This window comes from Geodermatophilus sp. SYSU D00684 (assembly GCF_054050455.1).
This window is the reverse complement of sequence record NZ_JBJGZI010000006.1, coordinates 24,345-40,660: the sequence shown is the minus strand read 5'-3', so window position 1 is coordinate 40,660 and position 16,316 is coordinate 24,345. Positions and strand designations below refer to the sequence as shown.

Genomic DNA, 16,316 nt, shown 5'->3' with positions numbered 1-16,316 from the left:
CCGGCAGCGGTCCCCGCACGTCACCCGAGCGGCAGCAGCCGCACCCGCGGCGGGCGCAGCAGCGACAGCGGGTCGAGGTACACCTCTCCGCGCCGCAGCCCCCAGTGCAGGCACGCGGCGGCCGGGCAGCCGGCGTGCCCGGCTGCCAGCGTCCCCAGCCGGGAGCCCCGGGCGACGCGCTGCCCGGCGGCGACGGCGGGGTCGACGGGCTCGTAGGTGGTCCGCAGCCCGTCGGCGTGGTCGACGCTGACCACCGGCCGATCCGCCACTCGCCCGGCGAAGACGACGACGCCGTCCCCGGCCGCCACCACGACGTCGCCGGGGGCGCCGGCCAGGTCCGCGCCGCGGTGCCCGGGGCCGTAGGGCGAGGGCGGGGGAGCGAACGGCCGGGTGACGACCGGCGGCCCGCCGAGCGGTGCGGTCCAGACGGCGACGACGGGGACGGCGGGAGCGGCCGGCTCCGCGACGGCGGGCGCCGGCACGAGCAGGGCGGCGCAGGCCAGCAGGAGCACGGGCAGGGGGCGGGCGGGCACGCCGTCGAGACTCACCGCCGGCGGGCCGCGGCGGGTCCCGGGCCGCGCACCTGTGGACGGCCCGGACGCGGGGGAGGAGCGGTCCGGCCCGGCGCGTATGCTGTCCGGTGCGACCCGTCTGCACGGGTCGACTCCGCGCGTCCTCCACCCGCCAGCACGGCGGGGCAGCCCCACCTCGGTCCCGGTCTCCCCGGGTCGGTGGCGCCGCGGGACGCCAGGGCGGGACACCACCCGGTGCCCGCGTCAACCGAGGAGCGCGGCCGCCCGGCGGCCGCGCGCGAGCACGAGAGGCTGCGCCCCCATGGCAGTCGTCAGCATGAAGCAGCTGCTCGACAGCGGCGTCCACTTCGGGCACCAGACCCGTCGCTGGAACCCGAAGATGAAGCGCTTCATCTTCACCGAGCGCAACGGCATCTACATCATCGACCTGCAGCAGACGCTCGGGTACATCGACTCGGCCTACGAGTTCGTCAAGCAGACCGTGTCGCACGGCGGCACGATCCTGTTCGTCGGCACCAAGCGCCAGGCGCAGGAGGTCGTCGCCGAGCAGGCGCAGCGCGTCGGCATGCCCTACGTCAACCAGCGCTGGCTGGGCGGCATGCTCACCAACTTCTCCACCGTCCACAAGCGGCTCCAGCGGCTCAAGGAGCTCGAGGACATGGAGCAGACCGGCGTGATGGCCGGCCTGTCCAAGAAGGAGCAGCTGGGCCTGACCCGCGAGAAGGCCAAGCTCGAGCGCAGCCTCGGCGGCATCCGCGACATGCAGAAGGTGCCCAGCGCCATCTGGATCGTGGACACCAAGAAGGAGCACATCGCCGTCGGCGAGGCCCGCAAGCTGGGCATCCCGGTCGTCGCGATCCTCGACACCAACTGCGACCCCGACGAGGTCGACTACAAGATCCCGGGCAACGACGACGCGATCCGTGCCATCAACGTCCTGACCCGCGTGATCGCCGATGCCGTCGCCGAGGGCCTCATGGCCCGCTCGGCCGCGCAGGCCAACGCCGGCCGCGAGGACGGCGCCGAGCAGGCCATCGGTGGCGACGAGCCGCTGCCGGACTGGGAGCGCGAGCTGCTGACCGGTGGCGCCGAGGCCGCGACCGAGCAGCCCTCGGACACCTCCGCCACCGCCCCGGCCCCCGCCGCCGGCGAGGCCTGAGAACTCCCGCGCCGCCCTCGGGCGCCCTCGGGACGCCCACCCCTCCCCACCGACGAGGAAGTGACATGCCTGCCTTCACCGCCGCCGACGTCAAGCGGCTCCGCGACGCCACCGGCGCCGGCATGATGGACGCCAAGAAGGCCCTCACCGAGGCCGACGGCGAGTACGACAAGGCCATCGAGCTGCTGCGCATCAAGGGCGCCAAGGACGTCGGCAAGCGCCTCGAGCGCTCCACGACCAACGGCATCGTCGTCAGCAAGCACGGCGCACTGCTCGAGCTCGACTGCGAGACCGACTTCGTCGCCAAGAACGCCGACTTCGTGGCGCTCGCCGAGCGGCTCATCGAGATCGTCCTCGAGCAGTCGCCGGCCGACCTCGACGCCCTGATGGCCACCGAGGTCGACGGCCAGACCGTCGCCAAGCTCATCGAGGCCGAGTCCGCCCGCATCGGCGAGAAGCTCGTCCTCTCCCGCTTCGCCACCTTCGAGGGCCCGACCGCGGTGTACCTGCACAAGCGGGCCACCGACCTGCCCCCGGCCATCGGCGTCGCCGTCCAGTACCAGGGTGGCGACGAGGAGGCCGCGCGCGCCCTGGCGATGCACATCGCCGCCGCCCGCCCGCGCTTCCTGTCCCGCGAGGAGGTCCCGGCGGAGGCCGTCGAGACCGAGCGCCGGGTCGCCGAGCAGACGGCCAAGGAGGAGGGCAAGCCCGAGCAGGCGATCGTCAAGATCGTCGAGGGCCGGGTCAACGCCTACTACAAGGACTTCGTCCTGCTCGAGCAGCCGTCGATCACCGAGCCCAAGCGCACGGTGAAGCAGGTCATCGACGAGGCCGGCCTGACCGTGCAGCGGTTCGCCCGCTTCGAGGTCGGCCAGGCCTGAGCCGCAGGCGACGGAGACATCGCGCCACCGGCCCCGCCCCATCCCCGGGACGGGGCCGGTGGTGTGTCCGGGTCCGGCTGGCGAGCGCCGGGCACTCTGTCAGGATCACGAAGAACGACGTCGAGCGAGGGAAGAGCTGTTGACCGAGACCGCCACGACGCAGACGACCGAGGCACCCCACCCGCCGCTGTCGGCCCCGAGCGCCTTCCAGCCGGCCGACGGCGCCGGCTACCAGCGGGTGCTGCTCAAGCTCTCGGGTGAGGCCTTCGGCGGCGGCAACGTCGGCGTCGACTCCAAGATCGTCCACGACATCGCCACCCAGCTGGCCGAGGTCGTCCACGGCGGCACGCAGGTCGCCGTCGTCGTCGGCGGGGGCAACTTCTTCCGCGGCGCCGAGCTGTCCCAGGCGGGCATGGACCGCCGGCACGCCGACTACATGGGCATGCTCGGCACGGTCATGAACTGCCTGGCGCTGCAGGCCTTCTGCGAGCAGGTGGGCCTGGAGACCCGGGTGCAGACGGCGATCACCATGGGCCAGGTCGCCGAGCCCTACATCCCGCGCAAGGCCGTCCGGCACCTGGAGAAGGGCCGGCTGGTCATCTTCGGCGCCGGCGCCGGCATGCCGTACTTCTCCACCGACACCGTCGCCGCCCAGCGCGCGCTGGAGATCGGCTGCCAGGTGCTGCTCATGGCCAAGAACGGCGTCGACGGCGTCTACGACGACGACCCGCGCACCAACCCGGCGGCGACCATGTACGACGAGCTCGACTACGCCACGGTCCTCGCCGACCAGCTCAAGGTCGCCGACGCCACGGCCATCAGCCTGTGCATGGACAACCAGATGCCGATCGTCGTCTTCAACCTGCTGGAGAACGGCAACATCGCCCGCGCGGTGGCAGGTGAGAGGATCGGGACGCTGATCAGCTGAGCGCGCGCCGGAACGCGCACGCCGCACCGCAGGACGACGGCGGGGACGATCCCGCCGCAGGAGGAGAGACCGTGATCGACGACACCCTGCTCGACGCCGAGGAGCGGATGGACAAGGCCCTGTCGGTCGCGCGGGAGGACCTCGGCTCGGTGCGCACCGGCCGCGCGGCGCCCTCGATGTTCAACAAGGTCCTGGTCGACTACTACGGCGCCCCGACCCCGGTGCCGCAGATGTCGTCGATCACGGTGCCCGAGGCGCGCATGGCGGTCATCAAGCCCTACGACAACAGCCAGCTGTCGGCCATCGAGAAGGCCATCCGCGACAGCGACCTGGGCGTCAACCCGACCAACGACGGGCAGATCATCCGCGTGGTCTTCCCGCAGCTGACCGAGGAGCGCCGCCGCGACCTGGTCAAGCAGGCCCGGTCCAAGGGCGAGGACGCCAAGGTCGCCATCCGCAACGTGCGCCGCCGCAGCAAGGAGGAGCTCGACCGGATCGCCAAGGACGGCGAGGCCGGCGAGGACGACGTGCGCCGCGCGGAGAAGGAGCTCGACGACCTCACCGCCCAGCACGTGGCGGCCATCGACGAGGCCGTGAAGAACAAGGAGTCCGAGCTGCTCGAGGTCTGAGCCGCTCGCCCCGATCCCTGCCATGACCTCCCGTCCCGACGCCGCCGGGGCCGGCCCGTCCGGGGACGCCGACACCGGGCCGATCCCCGTGGTCCGGCGTCCCTCGCCGCCGCCCCCGCCGCCCGGCCCGCTCCGGCCGGCGGCTCCGCCGACCGGCCCGATCGCGACGGCCCCCGGGTCCCCCGCGCCGGGCACCCAGGAGATGGCGGTGCCGGCCGCCGGCATCGCCGTCCCGCCGGTGCCCGAGGCGCCGGCGGCGCCCGGCCCCGACACGGCCGGCGGCGACGCGGCCGGCGGCGACGCCGGCACCGGGCCGGAGCCGCGCAAGGGCGGCCGGGCCGGGCGTGACCTGGTCGCCGCCATCGGCGTCGGCCTCGGCCTCGGCGCGGTCATCCTCGCCTCGCTGCTGGTCTACCGGCCGGCGTTCCTGCTGGTCATCGTCGCGGCGATCCTCGTCGGCATCGTCGAGCTCGTCCGCGCGCTCCAGGCCGGCGGCGCCCGGCCGCCGCTCGCCCCGGTGCTGGTCGGCGCCGTCGCGATGCTGGCGCTGGCGTGGACCCGCGGCCCCGACGGCCTCGTCGTCGGCTTCCTGCTCACCGTCGTCGCGGTGCTGCTCTGGCGGCTCGGCGACGGCCCCGCGGACTACCGCCGCGACGCCGCCGCCGGCGTTCTGGTCACCCTCTACGTGCCCCTGCTGGCCGGGTTCGCGGTCCTGCTGCTCGTCCCGGACGACGGCGTCGCGCGGGTGCTCGCGTTCATCGCCACCGTGGTCGGCAACGACGTCGGCGGCTACACCGCGGGCGTGCTGTTCGGCCGGCACCCGATGGCGCCGTCGGTGAGCCCGAAGAAGTCGTGGGAGGGCATGGCCGGGTCGGTCGTGGCCTGCGTCGCCGTCGCCACCCCGATCGTCGTGCTCGCCCTCGACGGCCCGTGGTGGGGCGGCGTGCTCGTCGGCGTCGCGCTCGCGGTGACCGCCACGCTGGGCGACCTCGGCGAGTCGCTGATCAAGCGGGACCTCGGCATCAAGGACATGGGCAACCTGCTGCCGGGCCACGGCGGGATCATGGACCGGCTCGACAGCCTGCTGCCCTCGGCGGCGGTGGCCTACCTGCTGCTGTCCTGGGTCGCGCCGCCCGGCTGAGGCGGCCACGGGGCGCTGAGCTCCCACGTCGACCCGACCGCGGCGAAGCCACGGCGGGCGTACCACCGGCGCGGCCAGTCGCCGGCGTCGGCCTCGAGGACGGCGAGGTCGCAGCCGGCGCCCGCGGCCAGCTCCAGCAGCCGGGCGAGGACGGCGTCGGCGTGGCCGCGCCCGCGGGCGGCGGGCTCGGTCATCACCGACTCGACCGCCGCGGTCGCGCCGTCGACCCGCAGCTGCCCGGCGGCCACGACCCGGCCGCCCTCCCGCACCACGACGTCGCTGACCGCGACGACCCGGTCGTTGCGGGACTCCCGGCCCACCAGCTGGGCGACGACCTCGTCGAGGTCCGGGATCCCGGCCAGGTCGCGCCGCCACCCCGCCTCCCACAGCGGGTGCACCTCCTCCTGCGCGACCACCTCGGCCCGCTCGGCCCCGGGCAGGCCGGGGGTGGCAGGGCGGGCCATGACCACCAGCTCCCCGGCCTCCCAGCCGGCCGCGGCCAGCTCGGCGGCGACCTTGCCGGCGCCGCGCCAACGCAGCACCGCCGCCCGGGCCGGCCGGCCCGCGTCCGCGGCGACCTCACCGGCCGTCCGCGCCACGGTGGCGGCGTCGACGGGGTCGTCGAGCACCAGCCGGTTGTCGTCGCGGGAGTGCGCGAAGCGCGGGTCGAGGACGGCGACCCCGCCGGGGACGTCGCGCACCTCGGCGGCCCGCCGGGTGCGCAGCGACAACCCGTGCGCCAGCGCCCGGCCCAGCGCGTCGTCCGGCGCGGGCAGGACCGGCGGCACGGGCGGCCGGTAGGGCACGACGGCGAGCACCGCCGCGGTCGGCAGCGGGCCGTACAGGTGCGGGAAGCGCATGCCGGCGGGGTCGGCGGCGACGCCGGGTTCCTCGACCACCGGGTGGGTCAGGCGGGCCGGGTCGACGACGAGCAGCACCAGGTCGCGCCGGCCCGGGAACAGCCGCGCGGCGGGCAGGTGCACCTGCTCCGGGTGCGACAGGTGCACGAACGGCGCCCCGGCGGGCGGCACCGCACCGGCGGACAGTGCGGCCCGCCAGTCGGCCGGGGCGCACAGGTGGGCCAGGACGCTCATGCCCCCGGGGTCTCGTCCGGGTCGATCCCGCGCGCGGCCAGCGCCTTCTCGATCGCCTCGCAGACGGTGCGGACGACGGCCACCCGCGCCCACCGCTTGTCGTCGCCCGCGACCAGCGTCCACCGGCCCGCCGGGTGGTCTGTGCGCTCGAGCATCTCCTCGACGGCGGCCTCGTACGCCGGGCGCTTCTCCCGGTTGCGCCAGTCCTCGTCGGTCAGCTTCCAGGCCCGGTAGGGGTCGGCCGCGCGGGACTCGAAGCGGCGCAGCTGCTCCTCGGGGGAGACGTGCATCCAGAACTTCACCAGGACCATGCCCTCGGCGGCCAGCGTGGTCTCCAGGTCGACGATCTCGCCGTAGGCCCGCCGCCAGGCCTCCTCGGAGGCGAACCCCTCCACCCGCTCGACCAGCACCCGGCCGTACCAGGTGCGGTCGAGGACGGCCATGCCGCCCCAGCCGGGCAGCACGGGCCAGAACCGCCACAGGAAGTGGTGTCGCTTCTCGTTCGACGACGGGGCGGCGAACTGGGCCACCCGCACGTGCCGGGGGTCGAGCTGGTCGACCAGCCGCTTGATCGCGCCGCCCTTGCCCGAGGCGTCCCAACCCTCGAACAGCACGCAGACCGGCGGTCCGAGCGGGGTGCCCAGCTGCCCGCCGAGGAACAGCCGCAGGTGCACCAGGCGCTGCTGCGCGGCGGTCAGCTGGTCCTTGGCCTCGCGCTTGCCCAGCCGGAGGGTGAGGTCCACGTCGTCGAGTCGGCCCACCCCGCAGAGACTGGCCCATGCGGCCCGCGCTGTCAGGTCGGCAGCTGCGCGTGCCGGCGGATCCAGGCGTGCATGGCGATCCCCGCCGCGACGCCGGCGTTCACCGAGCGGGTCGAGCCGAACTGGGCGATGGACAGCACGTCGTCGGCCACCGCCCGCGCCTCCTCCGACAGCCCGGTGCCCTCCTGGCCGAACAGCAGCACGCAGGACCGGGGGAGGACGGCGGTCTCGATCGGCCGGGCGCCGGGCAGGTTGTCGACGGCGAGCACCGGCACGCCCCGATCCCGCGCCCAGGCGCCGAGCGCGGCGGCGTCGGGGTGGTGCCGCACGGTCAGGTACCGGTCGGTGACCATCGCGCCCCGGCGGTTCCACCGCTTCCGGCCGACGACGTGCACCTCCGCGGCGAGGAACGCGTTGGCGGTGCGCACGACCGTCCCGATGTTGAGGTCGTGCCGCCAGTTCTCGATGGCGACGTGGAAGCCGTGCCGGCGCAGGTCGAGGTCGGCGACGATCGCCTCGACGGTCCAGTAGCGGTACCGGTCGACGACGTTGCGCCGGTCGCCGTGCGCCAGCAGCTCGGGGTCGTAGCGCGGGTCCTCCGGCCACGGCCCCTCCCACGGGCCGACGCCGACCGAGTCGAGCGGGACGGGTGCGCGCTCGGCCTCGGACACCCGCCCGACGCTAGCGGGCCGCGCCCCGCCGCCCGGCCGCGCCTCCGCCACCCGGTCGGGTCCGTGGGGCACGATGACCACTCCACGGGGTGAGCATCAGATGACCGTGAGTGACAGCGAGGTGGGATGACGGCGCGGCAGGACGGTGACCCTGGCGACCCCGAGCAGGCCGGCACCCCGGTCGAGCCGTGGGGGGAGTGGCTGCCCGGGTGGGTGAACGAGCCCGACCCCGAGGCGGCTGACGAGGACGCCCCGGCCGAGCAGGTCCTCGAGGACGCCCCGGTCGGCGAGGTCGTGGGCGGCGAGGTCGTGGTCGGCGAGGTCCCGCTCGCCGAGTTCCCGGACGGCGGGACGGCGGAGGACGAGGTCCCGGTCGACGAGGTCGCCGGGGCAGCGGTCCCGGCCGAGGAGGCGCCGGACGGCGGGACGCCTGTCGAGGAGGCGCCGGACGGCGGGACGCCTGTCGAGGAGGCGCCGGACGGCGGGACCGCGGAGGACGAGGGCGTCCCGGGGGACCCCGTCCTGCCGGACGGCGCCGCCGCCGAGGATGCCCCGGAGGTGGCGCCCGCCGTCCCGGACGTGCTGCCGGTCCTGGACGCGCTCCCGGACCCGGACGCGCTGCCGGACCCGGACGTGCTCCCGGTCCCGGCGCTCGCCGAGATCGTGACGCCGCGGGTCGTCGTCCGCCCGCGGGTGCGTCCCCGGCGCCGGGTCGGCGTCGCCGTGGCGGCGGGAGTGCTCGCCGCCTGCGGCATCACCGGTGCGGTCCTGCTGGCGGGCGCCTCGTCCGGCTCGGTCCCGACGGCGGCCGTGCAGTCCACGTCCCCGACGGCCGCCGCGCCGACCCGGGCGGTCCCGGTGCCGCGGCCGTCCACCGTCGCCGGTGTCGTCCCCCTCGCGCCGACGAGCAGCGTGCCCGTGCCCTCCCCGTCCGCGGCGGCGAACGACCCTGACCCGGCCCCGGTGCGGACCGGCGCGACGCCGTCCCCCGTGACGACCCCGGACGCGCCGCTGCCGACGGTGGTCGCGCCGGAGCCGTCCGCGACGCCGGAGACCGTCGCGGTGCTGCCCTCCGTCGAGCCGCCGGTGCCCGTCACGGACCCGGCCCCGACGACCGGGACCGTGCCCCCGTCGACCGGGACCGTCGAGCCCCCGGAGCCCACGGCCCCGCCGACGACGACGCCGACGCCGTCCGAGACACCGGCGCCGCCCTCGACCCCGACCGAGCACCCCCTCCCGGACCCGGCGGACGGCGAGGTGACCCCCACCCCGACGCCCACGCCGCCCTCCGGGACACCGGTGCCCACGGCCGCGCCGACGGGCGCAGAGGCGTCCTGAGCGAGCGACCTCACCTGCACGGCGGCCCACGCCCGGCGCGGGGGTGGGACGATGGAGCGGTCATGACTGCCCTGCCGCTCGTCCTCGACGCCCCCCGCCGGGGCAAGCCGCCGCGTCATCTCGCCGACCTGACCCGCGAGGAGGCGCGCGCCGCCGTCGCCGAGCTCGGGCAGCCGGCGTTCCGCGCCGACCAGCTCGCCCGGCACTTCTTCCGCGGCACCACCGACCCGGCGCAGATGACCGACGTGCCCGCCGCGGTGCGCGAGCCGCTGTCCGAGGCGCTGCTGCCGGGCCTGCTCACGCCCGTGCGCCACCAGTCGGCCGACGGCGGGCGCACCCGCAAGACCCTGTGGCGCCTGCACGACGGCGCGCTGGTCGAGAGCGTGCTCATGCGCTACCCCGACCGGGCCACCGTCTGCATCTCCAGCCAGGCCGGCTGCGGCATGGCCTGCCCCTTCTGCGCCACCGGCCAGAACGGGCTGACCCGCAACCTCTCGGCCGCCGAGATCACCGGCCAGGCGGTCGCCGCCGCCGCGGCCATGGCGTCGGGGGAGATCCCCGGCGGACCGGGCCGGCTGTCCAACGTCGTCTTCATGGGCATGGGCGAGCCGCTGGCCAACTACGCCCGCGTCCGCCGCACGCTGGACGCGCTGCTCACCTCCGCGCCGTGGGGCCTGGGCCTGTCGCAGCGGTCGGTCACCGTCTCCACCGTGGGCCTGGTGCCGGCGATCCGGCGGCTGACCGAGGAGGGCCTGGGCGTCACCCTCGCGGTGAGCCTGCACGCCCCCGACGACGAGCTCCGGGACACTCTCGTGCCGATCAACACCCGGCACAAGGTGGCCGACGTCGTCGACGCGGCCGACGCCTACGCCGCGCGCACCGGACGCCGCTACTCCGTGGAGTACGCGCTCATCCGCGACGTCAACGACCAGCCCGAGCGCGCCGACCTGCTCGGCCGGCTGCTGGCCAAGCGGCTCGCGCACGTCAACCTCATCCCGCTCAACCCGACGCCGGGCAGCCCCTGGGACGCCAGCCCGCTGCCCGCCCAGCGGGAGTTCGTGGCCCGGCTGCGCGCGCACGGGGTGCCGACGACGGTCCGCGACACCCGCGGCCAGGACATCGACGGCGCCTGCGGCCAGCTCGCCGCGGCCGACCGCGCTGGTGACGACGGGGTGGGCGTGCCGACCGTGGCCACGCCGGTCCCCGCGCTGGAGCCCCCGGTCGAGCTCGGGGCCGAGTCGGACGCATGAGTACCGGGGCCGCCGCGTGAGCGCCGAGGTCCCCGCGGCCGAGGCGCACGAGCACAGTCACGCCGACGTCTCGGGCGGGTGGCTTCGGGCGGCCGTCTTCGGCGCGATGGACGGTCTGGTGACCAACACCGCGCTGGTCGCCGGCGTCGGCGGTGGTGGCGCCTCGTCGCAGGCGATCGTGCTCTCCGGCGTCGCCAGTCTGGTCGCCGGCGCGATCTCGATGGCGCTGGGGGAGTACACCTCGGTCAGCACGCAGAACGAGCAGCTCGACCTCGAGGTGGAGAAGGAGCGCCGCGAGCTCGAGCGCAACCCGCGGGGCGAGCTCGCCGAGCTGGTGGAGATGCTGCGGGTCCGGGGCGTCGACGCCGACCTCGCCGAGCGGGTCGCCGTCCAGCTGCACCGCGACCCCGACACGGCGCTGCGGCTGCACGTGGTCGCCGAGCTGGGCCTCAACCCGGCCGACAAGCCCTCGCCGTGGACCGCGGCGGTCTCCTCGTTGCTCACCTTCGCCACCGGCGCGGTGATCCCGCTGCTGCCCTACCTGCTCGGGTTCTCCGTCCTCGCCGCGGCACTGGTGTGCGGCGCGGTGGGCCTGGCCGCGGCCGGGGCGCTGTCCTCGCGGTTCACCCCGCGCTCCTGGTGGTCGGCGGCCCTGCGGCAGCTGCTCTTCGGCGCGCTCGCGGCAGGGGCGACGTACGCCATCGGCGCGGCGATCGGCGTCGCGGTCTCCTGAGCCGTCCTGGAGACGACAGCTCCGGAACCACGGCTCCGGAACGACGGCTCAGGAACGACGACGCCCGACCCGGCGGGAGCCGGATCGGGCGTCGGTGTCGGTGGGGGTCACCTGCGCCAGGCGGTGCGCTTGCGGCGCAGGTCCCAGAGCAGCAGCACGACCAGGCCGGCGGCGATGCCGAACAGCCACAGGTCCTCCATGCGGCCCTCGTGGTTGCCCCACGTGTAGGACAGCATGACCAGCACGGTCAGCCAGCCGGCGATCTGCGCCCACTTGCCGCTGCGGGCGTGCCAGCCCCAGTCCTCGGGCCGCTCCTCCTCGACCGGGTGCTCCCCGGCGCGGACGACGCCCTCCTCGCGGTTGGGCTGGTTGACGCGCGTGGTCAGCGGGTCGTGCTGGCGGACCCCGGGGCCGGACTGCTCGCTCACGCCCCTCATCCTGCCAGTCCCGTCCGCGGGTCACCGGTCGAGGTCGCGGCGGGTCGTCAGCCGTCGCAGGACATCCCGGCCGTGGCGACGGCCGCGGTCGTCTCCGCCGTGGGCAGGCGGGGCAGCGTGCCGTCGACCGGGTCGGCCGCCGGGAGGACGTCCACTGTGCCGACGTCGGCCCGGGCCAGGGCGAGCAGGTCGGGGACCGAGGTGCCGGGGTCGACGGCGAGCGCGCCCGAGGCCGCCCAGGCGACCGACTGGACGCGCCAGGGCAGCACGAGGGACCGCTGCACCTGCGCGACGAGCGCGGACAGGACGGCGCCGGCCGCCGTGGCCCGGCCGTCGGGGTCGACCGGCGCGGGCACCCAGACGCCGTCGACCCGGTGCTCGGGGTGCCGGGAGCGGACGAGGGCCAGCGCGGTCGCGCCGTCGACGTGCTGCCGTCCGGCGCGCTCGAGCAGCAGCCCGGCCGGCCGGTCGCGGACGGGCGCGGGGACGTCGACGTCGAGGCCGCCGGCGGCGTCGACCACCGCGGCGAAGCCGGCGAGGTCGACGGTCACCAGGTGGTCGGCGGGGACGCCCAGCCGGCACAGCGCGGCGACGGTGGCCGACGGCCCGCCGAGCCAGGTCAGCGCCAGTCGGTCGAGGTGGCGTCCGCTGGCCACCACGAGGTCGCGCGGGACCGAGAACGCGGTGGTGCCGGCGTCGGTCTGGTGGACCACGACCACCACGTCGGCTCGCGCTCCGGGCACGTCGTCGGGCGTGCCGAAGTGCCGGACGTCGGCGCCCTCGGGCAGCGCGGCGCGCGAGTCGAGGCCGACGAGCACCCAGGTGCGGCCGTCGGCGTCGTCGGCGGTCAGGCCGACGTTGACCTCGTCCACCCGGCCGGCGAGGACGGCGGCGTCCGTGCCGAGCGCGAGGAGCGTCAGCAGGAGGGCGGTGAGCGCGGCCCGGGACCACCGTCGGCGCCGCGGACGCGACCGACGCCGGCCAGGGGAGCCCTGGCCGGCGTCGGTGTCGGGCGCGGGGGTCATGCTCAGGCCGGGGGGGCCTCCGCGGCCCGGCGCCGGGCGAGGAACACCAGGCCGCCGCCGACCGCGAGGGCGCCGGCGCCGAGGCCGAGCGGGAGCGCGACGCTGGCGCCGGTGTAGGCCAGGGCCGGCGACGACGGCGTGCCGGACGCCGCGGTCACCGCGAACGCCTCCTGGAAGTAGGTGCCCTGGCTGCCCTCGTAGACGAGGGTGTGGTCGCCGACCGGGGTGCCCGCCGGGACGGTGAACTCGACGCGGACGGTGCCCGAGGCGTCGGCGGTGAACCGGCCGACCGTCTGCGGGGTGGAGTGCAGGGTCACCGTGACGACCTCGCCCGGCTCGAAGCCGGTGAGGATCTTGACGACCGTGCGGCCGGGCACGGCGCTGTCGCCGGTGGCGGCGCCGGTGTCGGGGCTGCTGACGCCGGCGGTGTTGGCCGTGGTGCCGCGGATGGCGCCGGTCGCCGGGGTGGTGACGGCCGCGGCGGTGGGGGCGGCGGTGGTGGGGGCGGCGGTGGTGGGGGCCGCGCTGGTCGGCGTCGTCGGGGTGCCGGGCGTGGGGGTCCCCACCGTGATGGTGAACTCGGGGTAGTCGACGGCACCCTCGGCGTACATCGAGCCGCAGCCGGCGAGCACCTGGTGGGTGCCGGTCGTGCCGGCGGGGAAGCTCAGCGTCGCGGTCCACGAGCCGTCGTCCTCGGGGAGGATCGCCTGGGCCCAGCCCTCCGGGTCGCTGAGGTCGACGTCGGTGGCGACGTAGACGATCGCCGGGTCCAGCGGGTCGGCGGCGGTGCACCCCTCGCCGGCCACGTCGAACTCGACGTCGGCGGCGACGGTCGAGGGGCCGGTGAGGGCGGGGAGCCCGGCGGCGAGGGCGGCGGGGGCGAGCGCGAGGCCGGCCGCGGCGGTACCGGCGGCGAGCCCTGCGACGGTGCAGAGGCGGAGCGGGGACACGCGGGACATGGGCCCTCCGGGGCGTTCGGTGGCCCGTTCCCCGGGCCGTCGTGATCCCCATCGGCACGGTTCCGTTCCGCTGTAGCGAACATGATCACTTCGGGTCAGGAGGGGCTGGAGTGGCGCGGGGGCCGCCGGTGCGCGGGTGGGGGCGGGCGGTTGGGAGGATCGCGGCATGAGCGAGCCGCGCGAGGTGACCGTGCTGGGCTCGACCGGGTCGATCGGCCGGCAGGCGATCGCGGTCGCCGAGCAGAACCCCGGCCGGTTGCGGATCGCCGCGCTGGCCGCCGGCGGGGGCGACGTCGCCCGGCTGGCCGAGCAGGCGCTGACCCTCGGCGTCCGCACGGTCGCGGTGGCCCGCGCGACCGCCGCCCAGGACCTGCAGCTGGCCTTCTACGCGGCGGCCTCCCAGCGCGGCTGGGCGCGCGGCGAGTACGCGCTGCCGGAGATCCTCGCCGGGCCGCGCGCCGCCGAGGAGCTCGCCGCCCGCCCCACCGACGTCGTCCTCAACGGGATCACCGGCTCGATCGGGCTGGGCCCCACGCTCGCCGCCCTGCGCGCCGGCAACGTCGTCGCGCTGGCCAACAAGGAGTCGCTGGTCGCCGGCGGGGACCTCGTGACCGCCGCGGCCGCGCCCGGCCAGCTGGTGCCGGTCGACTCCGAGCACTCGGCGCTGGCGCAGTGCCTGCGCGGCGGGCACCGGAGCGAGGTCGCCCGGCTGGTGCTCACCGCCAGCGGCGGGCCGTTCCGCGGGCGCAGCGCCGCCGACCTCGCCGACGTCACCGTCGAGCAGGCGCTGGCGCACCCCACCTGGGCCATGGGCCCGGTGGTGACGATCAACTCGGCCACGCTGGTCAACAAGGGCCTGGAGCTGATCGAGGCGCACCTGCTGTTCGGCGTGCCCTACGCCGACATCGACGTCGTGGTGCACCCGCAGTCGATCGTGCACTCGATGGTCACCTTCGCCGACGGCGCGACCATCGCCCAGGCCAGCCCGCCGGACATGCGGCTGCCGATCGCGCTGGCGCTGGCCTGGCCCGACCGGCTGCCGCACGTGCAGCCGGCGCTGGACTGGTCGACGGCGAGCACCTGGGAGTTCGCGCCGCTGGACCCCGAGGCGTTCCCGGCGGTGCGGCTCGCGCGCGCGGCAGGGGAGGCCGGCGGCGTCGTCCCGGCGCTGTACAACGCGGCCAACGAGGAGGCGGTCGCCGCCTTCCTCGCCGGGCGGCTGCGTTTCACCGACGTCGTGGGCCTGGTCGCGCGTACCCTCGACGACGCGCCGGACCTCGGCGCCCCCACCTGCGTGGACGACGTGCTGGCCGCGGAGCGCTGGGCCCGGCAGCACGCCCGCGCCGCTGTCGCCGGAGGCCTGAGCTGACCACCCTCCTGACGGTCCTCGGGATCGTCGCGTTCGCGATCGGCCTGCTGTTCAGCATCGGCTTCCACGAGTTCGGCCACTTCTACTGGGCGCGGAAGTTCGGCATGCGCGTGCCGCAGTTCATGGTCGGCTTCGGCCCGACGGTGTTCTCCTTCCGGCGCGGCGAGACCGAGTACGGCATCAAGGCGATCCCGCTCGGCGGCTACATCCGCATCGTCGGCATGATCCCGCCGGCCGAGGAGAACGAGAGCAAGCGCGCCACCCGCATGCGGACGTTCATCGCCGAGGTGCGCGGCCAGGCCCTCGACGACGTCCGGCCCAGCGACGCCGGCCGGGTCTTCTACGCCAAGCCCTGGTGGCAGCGCGTGATCGTCATGTTCGCCGGGCCGTTCCACAACCTGGTGCTCGCGGTCGTGTTCTTCGCGATCACGCTCACCGCGATCGGCACCAGCGTCATCACCACCCAGCTCGAGACCGTCCCCGCCTGCGTGGTCCCCGCCGGGGCGGAGAGCATCGCCGTCGCCCGTGAGCAGGACCGCGACGTCTGCGACATCCCGATCGTCACCAGCGGCGCCGACGCCGGGCAGCTCTGCGAGGCGGGCACCCCCGGCTGTGCCGAGCCGGTGGCCAGCCCCGCAGCCCGGGCCGGGCTGCGGCCGGGCGACACGATCGTCGCGATCGACGGCGGGGAGGTCGACCCGACCGCCTACGACAGCTGGACGACGGTGCAGCAGGCGATCCGCGGCTCGGCGGGGGAGTCGCTGACCCTCACCGTCGAGCGCGACGGCGAGCGCCGGGACCTCACCGTCACGCCGATCGAGAACGTCGTCGCCGCCGACGACGGCGAGGGCACGATGACCGCCGGGTACCTCGGCGTCAGCCCGGTGTTCGGCTTCGCCCGCCAGTCGGTGGCCGACCTGCCCGGCTACTTCGGCATGGTCGTGTCCCAGTCGGTGCAGCGGCTGCTGGAGGTCCCCGAGCGCGTCCCGCAGCTGTTCCGCGCCGCCTTCCTCGGCGAGGAGCGGGACGAGAACGGCCCGATCGGCGTCGTCGGCGTCGGGCGGATCTCCGGCGAGGTCTTCGCCATCCAGGAGTTCAGCGGCGCGGAGAAGCTGAGCTTCTTCCTCGGCCTGCTGGCCAGCGTCAACCTCGTGCTGTTCCTGTTCAACCTGCTGCCGGTCTACCCGCTCGACGGCGGGCACGTGGCCGGGGCGCTGTACGAGAAGGCCCGCTCGGTGGTCGCCCGCTGGCGCGGCCGGCCCGACCCGGGCCCCTTCGACATCGCCCGGCTGATGCCGGTCGCCTACGTCGTCGCCGGGCTGTTCATCGCGCTGTCGGGGCTGCTGCTCATCGCCGACGTCGTCAACCCGATCACACTCCAGTAGGCGTCGGCGCCGACCCCGGGAGA

At 75.8% G+C, this 16,316-nt stretch carries 17 protein-coding genes; 10 read left to right on the top strand and 7 right to left on the bottom strand.

Annotation, left to right across the window (positions count from 1 at the left end):
• Positions 1–20: 20 nt before the first annotated feature.
• Positions 21–533, bottom strand: a complete 513-nt coding sequence (locus ACI79L_RS05560; RefSeq protein WP_456935815.1) for a M23 family metallopeptidase — start codon at positions 531–533, stop codon at positions 21–23.
• Positions 534–834: 301 nt separating this feature from the next.
• Between ACI79L_RS05560 and rpsB the strand changes: the two genes are divergently transcribed.
• From rpsB to ACI79L_RS05535, 5 genes are all read left to right on the top strand, one after another.
• A complete protein-coding gene (gene rpsB / locus ACI79L_RS05555; RefSeq protein ID WP_456935814.1) occupies positions 835–1,692 on the top strand; it encodes a 30S ribosomal protein S2 in 858 nt (285 codons plus the stop codon).
• A 65-nt stretch (positions 1,693–1,757) separates the two neighbouring features.
• Positions 1,758–2,573: a translation elongation factor Ts gene (gene tsf / locus ACI79L_RS05550; RefSeq protein WP_456929899.1), complete on the top strand. Its 816-nt coding sequence runs from the start codon at positions 1,758–1,760 to the stop codon at positions 2,571–2,573.
• Between the two features lie 139 nt (positions 2,574–2,712).
• Positions 2,713–3,501 (top strand): UMP kinase, encoded by a 789-nt coding sequence (pyrH, locus tag ACI79L_RS05545; RefSeq protein WP_456935813.1) that lies wholly within the window; start codon positions 2,713–2,715, stop codon positions 3,499–3,501.
• Positions 3,502–3,572: 71 nt separating this feature from the next.
• Positions 3,573–4,130 (top strand): ribosome recycling factor, encoded by a 558-nt coding sequence (frr, locus tag ACI79L_RS05540; RefSeq protein ID WP_387993397.1) that lies wholly within the window; start codon positions 3,573–3,575, stop codon positions 4,128–4,130.
• Positions 4,131–4,332: 202 nt separating this feature from the next.
• Complete coding sequence (locus ACI79L_RS05535; RefSeq protein ID WP_456935812.1) at positions 4,333–5,271, top strand: phosphatidate cytidylyltransferase; 939 nt, start codon at positions 4,333–4,335, stop codon at positions 5,269–5,271.
• Here the strand turns inward: ACI79L_RS05535 and ACI79L_RS05530 are convergent.
• Genes ACI79L_RS05530 through ACI79L_RS05520 form a run of 3 tightly spaced genes read right to left on the bottom strand, consistent with a single transcriptional unit; the run spans position 5,235 to position 7,797 of the window.
• Entirely contained in the window at positions 5,235–6,365 is a 1,131-nt protein-coding gene (locus ACI79L_RS05530; protein ID WP_456935811.1) for a GNAT family N-acetyltransferase, read from the bottom strand. The genes ACI79L_RS05535 and ACI79L_RS05530 overlap by 37 nt on opposite strands.
• On the bottom strand, positions 6,362–7,126 hold the full coding sequence (locus tag ACI79L_RS05525) for a polyphosphate kinase 2 family protein (protein WP_456935810.1): 765 nt from the start codon (positions 7,124–7,126) through the stop codon (positions 6,362–6,364). The genes ACI79L_RS05530 and ACI79L_RS05525 overlap by 4 nt, the downstream gene beginning before the upstream one ends.
• 32 nt (positions 7,127–7,158) lie before the next feature.
• Positions 7,159–7,797, bottom strand: coding sequence for a TrmH family RNA methyltransferase (locus tag ACI79L_RS05520; RefSeq protein WP_456935809.1), 639 nt, complete (start codon positions 7,795–7,797; stop codon positions 7,159–7,161).
• A gap of 126 nt (positions 7,798–7,923) precedes the next feature.
• Here ACI79L_RS05520 and ACI79L_RS05515 point away from each other — a divergent pair, with 126 nt between their 5' ends.
• The 3 genes from ACI79L_RS05515 to ACI79L_RS05505 all read left to right on the top strand — a co-directional run bounded on the left by ACI79L_RS05515 (position 7,924) and on the right by ACI79L_RS05505 (position 11,118).
• On the top strand, positions 7,924–9,135 hold the full coding sequence (locus ACI79L_RS05515; protein WP_456935808.1) for a hypothetical protein: 1,212 nt from the start codon (positions 7,924–7,926) through the stop codon (positions 9,133–9,135).
• A gap of 62 nt (positions 9,136–9,197) precedes the next feature.
• On the top strand, positions 9,198–10,385 hold the full coding sequence (rlmN, locus tag ACI79L_RS05510) for a 23S rRNA (adenine(2503)-C(2))-methyltransferase RlmN (protein ID WP_456935807.1): 1,188 nt from the start codon (positions 9,198–9,200) through the stop codon (positions 10,383–10,385).
• A gap of 16 nt (positions 10,386–10,401) precedes the next feature.
• Entirely contained in the window at positions 10,402–11,118 is a 717-nt protein-coding gene (locus ACI79L_RS05505; RefSeq protein ID WP_456935806.1) for a VIT1/CCC1 transporter family protein, read from the top strand.
• 107 nt (positions 11,119–11,225) lie between these two features.
• Here the strand turns inward: ACI79L_RS05505 and ACI79L_RS05500 are convergent, their stop codons facing one another.
• From ACI79L_RS05500 to ACI79L_RS05490, 3 genes are read right to left on the bottom strand one after another with little or no spacing between them, the layout of a single operon-like run.
• Positions 11,226–11,546 carry a DUF2631 domain-containing protein gene (locus ACI79L_RS05500; protein WP_456935805.1) on the bottom strand — a complete coding sequence of 107 codons (321 nt, stop codon included), beginning with the start codon at positions 11,544–11,546 and terminating at the stop codon, positions 11,226–11,228.
• A gap of 56 nt (positions 11,547–11,602) precedes the next feature.
• Positions 11,603–12,580, bottom strand: a complete 978-nt coding sequence (locus tag ACI79L_RS05495; protein WP_456935804.1) for an LCP family protein — start codon at positions 12,578–12,580, stop codon at positions 11,603–11,605.
• Positions 12,581–12,582: 2 nt separating this feature from the next.
• Positions 12,583–13,539 carry a hypothetical protein gene (locus ACI79L_RS05490; protein WP_456935803.1) on the bottom strand — a complete coding sequence of 319 codons (957 nt, stop codon included), beginning with the start codon at positions 13,537–13,539 and terminating at the stop codon, positions 12,583–12,585.
• A gap of 166 nt (positions 13,540–13,705) precedes the next feature.
• Between ACI79L_RS05490 and dxr the strand changes: the two genes are divergently transcribed.
• A complete protein-coding gene (gene dxr, locus ACI79L_RS05485) occupies positions 13,706–14,908 on the top strand; it encodes a 1-deoxy-D-xylulose-5-phosphate reductoisomerase (protein ID WP_456935802.1) in 1,203 nt (400 codons plus the stop codon).
• Positions 14,860–16,293 carry a M50 family metallopeptidase gene (locus tag ACI79L_RS05480; protein ID WP_456935940.1) on the top strand — a complete coding sequence of 478 codons (1,434 nt, stop codon included), beginning with the start codon at positions 14,860–14,862 and terminating at the stop codon, positions 16,291–16,293. The genes dxr and ACI79L_RS05480 overlap by 49 nt, the downstream gene beginning before the upstream one ends.
• Positions 16,294–16,316 lie beyond the last annotated feature (23 nt).